This is a genomic window from Pelomonas sp. KK5 (assembly GCF_001984095.1).
Taxonomy (GTDB): domain Bacteria; phylum Pseudomonadota; class Gammaproteobacteria; order Burkholderiales; family Burkholderiaceae_C; genus KK5.
Genome location: NZ_LYVQ01000284.1, coordinates 1 through 7,200, shown reverse-complemented (window position 1 = coordinate 7,200; position 7,200 = coordinate 1). Strand labels below are relative to the sequence as shown.

At 72.3% G+C, this 7,200-nt stretch carries 8 protein-coding genes and 1 pseudogene; 6 read left to right on the top strand and 3 right to left on the bottom strand.

Going from position 1 to position 7,200, the window contains the following annotated elements; genetic code table 11:
* The 4 genes and pseudogenes from B0W88_RS33890 to B0W88_RS28105 form a co-directional block, all read left to right on the top strand.
* A pseudogene (locus B0W88_RS33890) lies at positions 1-217 on the top strand (epimerase); the annotation flags it as partial.
* A gap of 2 nt (positions 218-219) precedes the next feature.
* The gene (locus B0W88_RS28115; protein WP_233151872.1) at positions 220-579 is read left to right on the top strand and encodes a DoxX-like family protein; all 360 of its coding nucleotides are present in this window, start codon (positions 220-222) and stop codon (positions 577-579) included.
* The gene (locus tag B0W88_RS28110; RefSeq protein WP_077037863.1) at positions 576-1,052 is read left to right on the top strand and encodes a DUF2269 domain-containing protein; all 477 of its coding nucleotides are present in this window, start codon (positions 576-578) and stop codon (positions 1,050-1,052) included. Before B0W88_RS28115 ends, B0W88_RS28110 begins: the two co-directional genes overlap by 4 nt.
* 40 nt (positions 1,053-1,092) lie before the next feature.
* A complete protein-coding gene (locus tag B0W88_RS28105) occupies positions 1,093-1,818 on the top strand; it encodes a haloacid dehalogenase type II (RefSeq protein WP_077037862.1) in 726 nt (241 codons plus the stop codon).
* Here the strand turns inward: B0W88_RS28105 and B0W88_RS28100 are convergent.
* The gene (locus tag B0W88_RS28100) at positions 1,798-2,379 is read right to left on the bottom strand and encodes a hypothetical protein (RefSeq protein WP_077037861.1); all 582 of its coding nucleotides are present in this window, start codon (positions 2,377-2,379) and stop codon (positions 1,798-1,800) included. The genes B0W88_RS28105 and B0W88_RS28100 overlap by 21 nt on opposite strands.
* A gap of 87 nt (positions 2,380-2,466) precedes the next feature.
* Between B0W88_RS28100 and B0W88_RS28095 the strand changes: the two genes are divergently transcribed.
* A complete protein-coding gene (locus B0W88_RS28095) occupies positions 2,467-3,366 on the top strand; it encodes a helix-turn-helix domain-containing protein (protein ID WP_083749124.1) in 900 nt (299 codons plus the stop codon).
* Here the strand turns inward: B0W88_RS28095 and B0W88_RS28090 are convergent.
* Complete coding sequence (locus tag B0W88_RS28090) at positions 3,297-4,232, bottom strand: LysR family transcriptional regulator (protein WP_077037860.1); 936 nt, start codon at positions 4,230-4,232, stop codon at positions 3,297-3,299. The two genes, B0W88_RS28095 and B0W88_RS28090, sit on opposite strands and share 70 nt — an antisense overlap.
* 124 nt (positions 4,233-4,356) lie before the next feature.
* Between B0W88_RS28090 and B0W88_RS28085 the strand changes: the two genes are divergently transcribed.
* On the top strand, positions 4,357-5,109 hold the full coding sequence (locus tag B0W88_RS28085; RefSeq protein WP_077037859.1) for a glucose 1-dehydrogenase: 753 nt from the start codon (positions 4,357-4,359) through the stop codon (positions 5,107-5,109).
* A gap of 4 nt (positions 5,110-5,113) precedes the next feature.
* Here the strand turns inward: B0W88_RS28085 and B0W88_RS28080 are convergent.
* Positions 5,114-7,200: DNA internalization-related competence protein ComEC/Rec2 (locus B0W88_RS28080; protein ID WP_077037858.1), on the bottom strand; the 2,087-nt coding region annotated here is incomplete at its 5' end.

Here is a 7,200-nt window from a genome sequence, read left to right as displayed (position 1 = left end):
CCCCCAGATCGGGCACGCCCGACCGGCCCGCGTGCTGCCACTGCCCGACGCGCCCAGCCGCTGGAGCGCCCGCCTCGGCGACCACCTGCCCTGGCAGACCTGGTGCACCGAAACGCTGTCGCTGCTGCAGCAGGACAACATCGGCGATACGGCGCCGCTGGCTGCCTTGCTGGGCCGCGCAGCCACGCCGCCGCACCGCCTGCTGGAACCGGCATGACGATGACACCACTCGCACGCGCGACGGCCCGCGTCAGCCTGGTCGCGGTATGGCTGCTCACCGCCGTCGTCAGTCTGTCGGGCGGACAGGGTCAGGTCTTGCTAAATTCGGCCGGTGTCGACGCCCGCTGGCACTCCTGGCTGATCACGGGCGGCGCCTGTGTGGATGCCCTGCTGGGGCTGGCGCTGTGGCGCTGGCACCGGCGGCGTCTTTATCTCGTCAGCGCAGCCGCCATGCTGGCGATGACCATGGCGGCCACCGTCCTGCTGCCCAGGCTCTGGCTCGACCCGCTGGGCTGCCTGCTCAAGAACCTGCCGATCGCCGCCCTGCTCTATCTCCTCCACGAGGACGCACCTGCATGAACCTCTATCTGCTCCTGAAGACCCTGCACATCATCTCCAGCGTGCTGATGGTCGGTACCGGCTTCGGCTCGGCCTTCTACTTCTTCTTCGCCAACCGCAGCGGCCAACTGGCCGCGCAGGCGGTGGTGGCACGGCTGGTCGTGCGGGCGGACACCTGGTTCACCACGCCTGCGGTGATCTTCCAGCCACTCAGCGGGCTGTGGCTCGCGGCCCAGGCCGGCTGGCCGTGGAGCACGCCCTGGATCGTCGCCGCCCTGGCGCTCTACGCCCTGGCCGGGCTCTGCTGGCTGCCGGTCGTCTGGCTACAGTGGCGGATGGCCCGGATGGCCGCGCAGGCGCTGGAAGACCGGTCATCGCTGCCGCCGCTCTACGGCACCTACGCCCGCCGCTGGGAAGCGCTGGGCTATCCCGCCTTCATCGCGATGCTGCTGGTGTTCTGGCTGATGGTGAACAAGCCGATCCTTTGGGGCTGAAGTAGATTCACGACTTCATCGCCCAGCGGAGACCACACCGATGCCCCGCCCCCGCGCCCTGGCCTTTGACATCTTCGGCACCGTCGTCGACTGGCGCTCCGGCGTCGCCGCCCACGTCCGCGATTTTCTCGCCGCCTCGCTGCCCGGCACCGACGCGCACGCCTTCGCCGACGACTGGCGGCGCCTCTACCAGCCGGCGATGGAAGCCTGCCGCAACGGCAGCCGCCCATTCACGAAGCTGGACCAGCTGCACCTGGAGATGCTGACCGAGTTGCTCCGTCGCAAGGGCCTGGACCCGCTGCCCGACGTGGCGACGCTGCACGCGCTCTCCCACGCCTGGCGCCGCCTGCCGGCCTGGCCGGACGTGCCCGAAGGCCTGGCCGCCCTGCGCCGCCTGATGCCGGTGGTCACCCTGTCCAATGCCAACGTGGCCCTGATGGTGGCGATGAACCGCTTCAACGGCGGCCTGGCCTGGGACGCCATCCTCGGCGCCGAGTTCTCGCAGCATTACAAGCCCGAGCCGCAGGCCTACCTGCGCACGGCCGAGGCGCTGGACCTGCAGCCCGGCGAGCTGTGCCTGGTCGCCGCCCATCACAGCGATCTCGCCGCGGCCCGCGCCTGCGGCCTGCAGGCGGCCTATGTGGACCGGCCGATGGAATACGGGGGCGCGACCGCACCTGACGCCGCGATGGCGCAGCGCTGGGAGTTCCATGCGACCAGCCTCGTGGACCTGGCCGCGCAGCTGTCAGCCCGCGACGCGGGCTAAGGGAATCTGCAGGCTGGTCGGTCGGTTGTCCTCGGTGTCGAAGCCGCGCCCGTCCACATGCCGCGCGCCCCAGAACAGCAGGTCGCCGCGCACCAGCACCAGGTCGAACTCCTTGAAGTTGCGGCCAGCGGCCAGGCCGAAGGGCAGGAAGCCCTTGCCGAACACGCTCTGCGTGGCGCCGACTTCCCAGCGCTCGTAGCCCTGCGCCGCCACCTGGTTCAGCAGGTCCGCAAAACCCTGCAGCAGCGGGGTCACCTCGTAGGCCGTGTCGGCCTCGAAGTCGACCTTCTGCGCCCCTGGCGCCACCTCGTGCGGCCCGCGCCACTGCATGTGCCCGCGGATCAGCAGCCGCGCCAGTGGCAGCTTCGAATACGGGTCGGCGGCGCTGGCGATGGTCAGCTCGAATTCGTCGTTAGCCGCGGAATAGCGAAAATGCCGCTTCAGGTAGAAGGGCTTGGCGCTGCCGTCCGGATTGCGGGCGGCGCTGGGCCGGACCTCGGTGGCCAGGCTGACCCACTCCCCTTGCAGCTGATGCTTGATCCTGTCGTCGACGTCGCTCATGTTGATCCTGCTCCTCGCGGCCCCGATGGCCGTGCACGGGCCAGTCTCGGCGCGTCCGGGGCGACGGCGCTAACCCGAATCGGCAAGTTGGACGACTTCCACCTCGGCCCCGCCGAGGCGCCCTGGCAGCAGCGCTACTGGCAGCTCTCGGCGGGGCCCATGCGCAGCCGCCTCGCACTGGCCAGCGGGCCGCATCTGCAGGCCTATGGCAAGTGGATGAGCGCGCGCGTGGTGCAGCAGGGTGGCGTGCCGGCGGGGCGCCTGTGCTTCGCGCTGCTGGGCGGCGCGCACGGCGCGGGCCCGGCGCGGGCGCAGGGCCGCGAGCTGTCGAGCGACCGGCTGTGGCTGCTGCGCGGCGGCGAGGAGTTCCAGCTGCAGCGCCCGGCCGGGATGGAACTGCTGTCGCTGAGCTTCGACGCCGAGGCCTTCGCCGCGCTGGCGGATGCAGCCGGCCGGCCCGGGTTGATGAAGCGGCTACCGCCGCTGGTCCAGCTCGCACCGGGCGCGCTGGATGTCTTGCGACACCGTCTCGCCGCGCTGTTCGCGGCCGGAGCGGCGGATCCGGCGCCGGCCCTGTTCGATGAGCTGGCCCGGCTGCTCGACGGCGCCGACGGCGTCTCGCAATCCCGGGGCAGCGCCGCGGCGAGCTACGTGGTTGCGCAGTGCCACCGGCTCGTGCTGGAAAGCGGCGCCGCGCCGCCCGACATCGACACGCTGTGCCGGCGCCTGCGCATCAGCCGCCGCAGCCTGCAGGCCGGCTTCCGCCAGGTCTGCGGCATGACGCCGGTGGAGTACCTGCGCGGCCTGCGCCTGAACCTGGTGCGCGCCCGCCTGCGCCAGACCTCGGGCGCCGAGCTCAGCGTCGCCATGGCCGCCGAGGCACAGGGCTTCGAGCAGCTGAGCCATTTCGGCGCGCGCTACAAGGCCCTCTTCGGCGAGCTGCCCTCGCGTACGGCGCGCGGCGCGGACAGCCGTTCGGCCAGGTAGTCGCCCAGCGCCTTCACCTTGGCCGCGTGGCGCCGCTGCGGCGGGCACACCAGCTGGATGGGCGCCACCGGAACGTCCCAGTCGGGCAACAGCCGGCGCACCTCGCCCGAGGCCAGCTCCTGCTCGAACAGCCAGTGCGGGGAGTAGCCGATGCCCATGCCTGCCAGCAGCGAGGCGCGCATCACCTCGCTGCTGTTGGTCTGCAGCGGCCCCTCGACGCGCACGCTGGCCGCCGCCCCGTCCGCCCTGGTGAAGCTCCAGGTCCAGGGCGCCGCACGGCCGGTGTAGACGATGCACGCGTGCCGGCGCAGGTCCGCCGGCTCGCGCGGCACCGTCACGCCGCGGCGCCGCAGATAGCTGCGGTGCGCGAGCAGCAGGCGCTGGGAATCGCCGATGCGTCGGGCGACCAGGCCGCTGTCCGGCAGGTCGCCGATGCGCACCGCCGCGTCCAGCCCCTGTTCCACCAGGTCCACGAAGCCGTCGTGCAGCCGCAGGTCCAGCCTGATGCGCGGATGGCGCTTCAGGAACGCCGGCACGAGCGGCATCAGCTTGAGTCGCCCGAAGGCCACCGAGGCCGACACCCGCAGCCAACCCGACAGCGCCCGGCCGCCGTCGCGCAGCTCGGCCTCGGCCTCCTCGATCTCGGCCAGCAGGCGGCGCGCGTGCTCGAAGTAGCGGGCGCCTTCATCGGTCAGCGCGAGCGACCGGGTGGTGCGGGTCAATAGCGTGGCGCCGAGCTCCCGCTCCAGCGCCGCCACCTGCTTGCTGACCGCGCTCTGGCTGCTGCCTGCCTCCAGCGCCACCGCCGAGAAGCTGCCCGCCTCGACCACCCGGGCGAAGGTGCGCATCGCCGACAGCTTGTCCATGCCCCTACCTCCCATTGATTCCTGATTGGACTGAATCATAGAACCGCATTACGGCTTCACGAGCAGATCGACATCAATGACAGTGCACCTGTCCGACCCACTCTCCGAATGAACGGAACCTGTCATGAACAAGCCTCTCACCGTCCTCATCACCGGCGCCCTCGCCGGCATCGGCCGCGCCACCGCGCTGGCCTTCGCCCGCCAGGGCGCGAACCTCGTCGTCAGCGGGCGCCGCCCCGATGCGGGCGAACAGCTCGCGGCCGAGCTGCGCGCGCTCGGCGCGCAGGCCGAGTTCGTTCGGGCGGATGTCACCGTCGAGCCCGAGGTGCGAGCGCTGGTCGAGGCGACCCTCGCCCGCTTCGGCCGGCTGGACGTCGCCGTCAACAACGCCGGCGTCGAGGGCACGCTCGGCCCGATCGCCGAGCAGGGCATCGACAACTACCGCGCCATCTTCGACACCAATGTGCTGGGCACCCTGCTGGCGCTGAAGCACGAGATGCGGGCGATGCTGGCCCAGGGCGGCGGCTCCATCATCAACCTGTCCTCGATGGTGGGCCGGGTCGGCGCGGCCGGCGCTTCGGTCTACACCGCCAGCAAGCATGCGGTGGAGGGGCTGACGAAGAGCGCGGCGCTGGAAGGCGCGGCAGCCGGCGTGCGGGTCAACACCGTGGCGCCCGGTCCAGTGCAGACCGAGATGCTGGAGCGCTTCGTCGGGCGCGATGCGGCCATCAAGGAGGGGCTGCTTGCCACCGTGCCGATGCGGCGCGCGGCGACGGTGGACGAGATCGCCGGGACCATCCTCTTCCTCGCCTCGGACCAGTCCCGTTTCCTGACCGGCCAGTCGATCGGGGTGGACGGCGGCTACACGGCGCAGTGAGCGCTCAGGGCGGGGCCTCGTCCTCCGGCTGGACCGGCCCCATGGCGGCGCCGTCCTCGACCTGCGGCTGCCCATGCCAGTAGCGGCGGGCGAGTTCGCGCTGGCAGGTCCAGCCCGGCTCGCCGCTGCGCCAGCGCAGCGCCCCGCATGCCGGCGAACTGCGCACGGCGATGCCCAGCGCCTGGTAGCGGGCCAGCACCGGCAGCGCCGGATGGCCGAAGCGGTTGCGGTAGCCGGCCTGCACTACCACCAGCCGCGGCGCCACGGCGCGCAGCAGCGCCTCGCTGGACGATGTCCTGCTGCCGTGGTGGGGCGCCATCAGCAGCTCCGCCTGTGGCGCGGGATGGCGGGCCAGCAGGGCCGCCTCCTGGGGCGACTCGATGTCGCCGGTCAGCAGCGCCGCATGGCCGGCAGCATCGACGACGCGCAGCACGCAGGACATTGCATTGCTCCTGAGCCCGGCCTGCGCGTACTGCGAGGCCGGCGGCGCCAGCATCTCGAACTCGACGCCGTCCCACCACCAGCGCTGGCCGTCCATGCAGCGCTCGTGGGGCTCGGCCGTCGAAAGCAAAGGATGGCCGTCCTCCAGCGAAGACAAGAGCCGCGCCACCGGCAGGCTGCGCAGCACCGAAGCGGCGCCGCCCACATGGTCCATGTCCCGATGGCTCAGCACCAGCGCGTCCAGCCGCATCGTGCCTTCGGCGCGCAGCAGCGGCACGAGCACGCGCTCGCCCGCGTCGGACTCGGGACCGAACTGCGGACCGGCATCGAAGAGCAGCGCATGGCCGGCCGTGCGGACCAGCACCGCGGTGCCCTGCCCGACATCGGCCGCCAGCAGCTCGAACCCGCCCGCGCCCGGCCGCGGCGGCGCCGGCCACAGCAGCGGCACGAGCATCGCCAGCCCGCACAGCCGCAGCCGCCACGGCAGCGGCAGCACCAGCAGCAGCCCGCCAGCAAGACCTGACCCCTGCGCCCACCCCGGCGCCACCGGCAGGTGCCAGACCGCCCAGGGCATCGCACCGAGCAGGCGCAGCCAGGCCATCAGCAGCCGCACGCCCCACTCGGCCAGCAGCCATAGCGGTGGCGCGAGCGCCCCCAGCAGCGCCAGCGGCGCGACGACGAAGGTCACCAGCGGGATCGCGAGCAGGTTGGCGGCCAGGCCCACCACCGAGATCTGCTGGAAGAACAGCAGCGACAGCGGCGCCAGGCCCAGCGTGGCCACCCACTGGCTGCGCAGGCCCTCGCGCAGCGCGGCGCGCCAGCCGCCCTCGGTCGTGCCGGCGCCGCTGGCCATCAGCAGCCCCACCGCCGCGAACGAGAGCCAGAAGCCCGCCTGCGCGATCGCCCACGGGTCCACCACCGTCACCACCACGCCCGCTGCCAGCAGGCTCATGGCCCAGGGCCAGCGCAGGCCAAGCGTGCGCAGCAGCGCCAGCGTGGCCAGCATCCACAGCGTGCGCTGGGACGGCACACCCCAGCCGGAGAAGAGCGCATAGGCCAGCGCCGCCGCCACGCCGCACCACAACGCCACCAGCGGCGCGGGACACCAGAGACATAACTTTGCACTTCGACGCCACAGGCGGCCGACCAGGAACTGCGCCGCCCAGGCGAACATCGTCACGTGGGTGCCGCTCACCGCCAGCAGATGCGCCACGCCCACGTTGCGGAACAGCACCCAGTCCGCCTTGCCGATGGCGTTCTGGTCGCCCAGGCTCAGCGCGGCCAGCACCCCGGCGCTGCCGGTGTCGACGATGCGCCGGTTCAGCGCCTCGCGCAGCCGCTGGCGCCAGCCGTCCAGCGACCACCAGGGCGAAGGCGTCAGCCGCCGCATGCCGCCGCGCACGACACCGGTGGCGCGCAGGTCCTGCTCGAACATCCACAGCTCGTAGTCGAACGCATGCGGGTTCATCAGCGCATGCGGCCGCTTCAGGCGCACCACCCACTGCCAGCGCTCGCCCGCGCGCAGCGCCGCCGCGGCGCCGCCTGGCTCGCCGAAGACGCTCAGCATCATCCCGCGCGGCAGCGGCACCTCGCTCGCCTCCAGCTCGAAGGCGAAGCGCCAGCCCGGCGCCCCGCCCTGTCCCTGGGTGG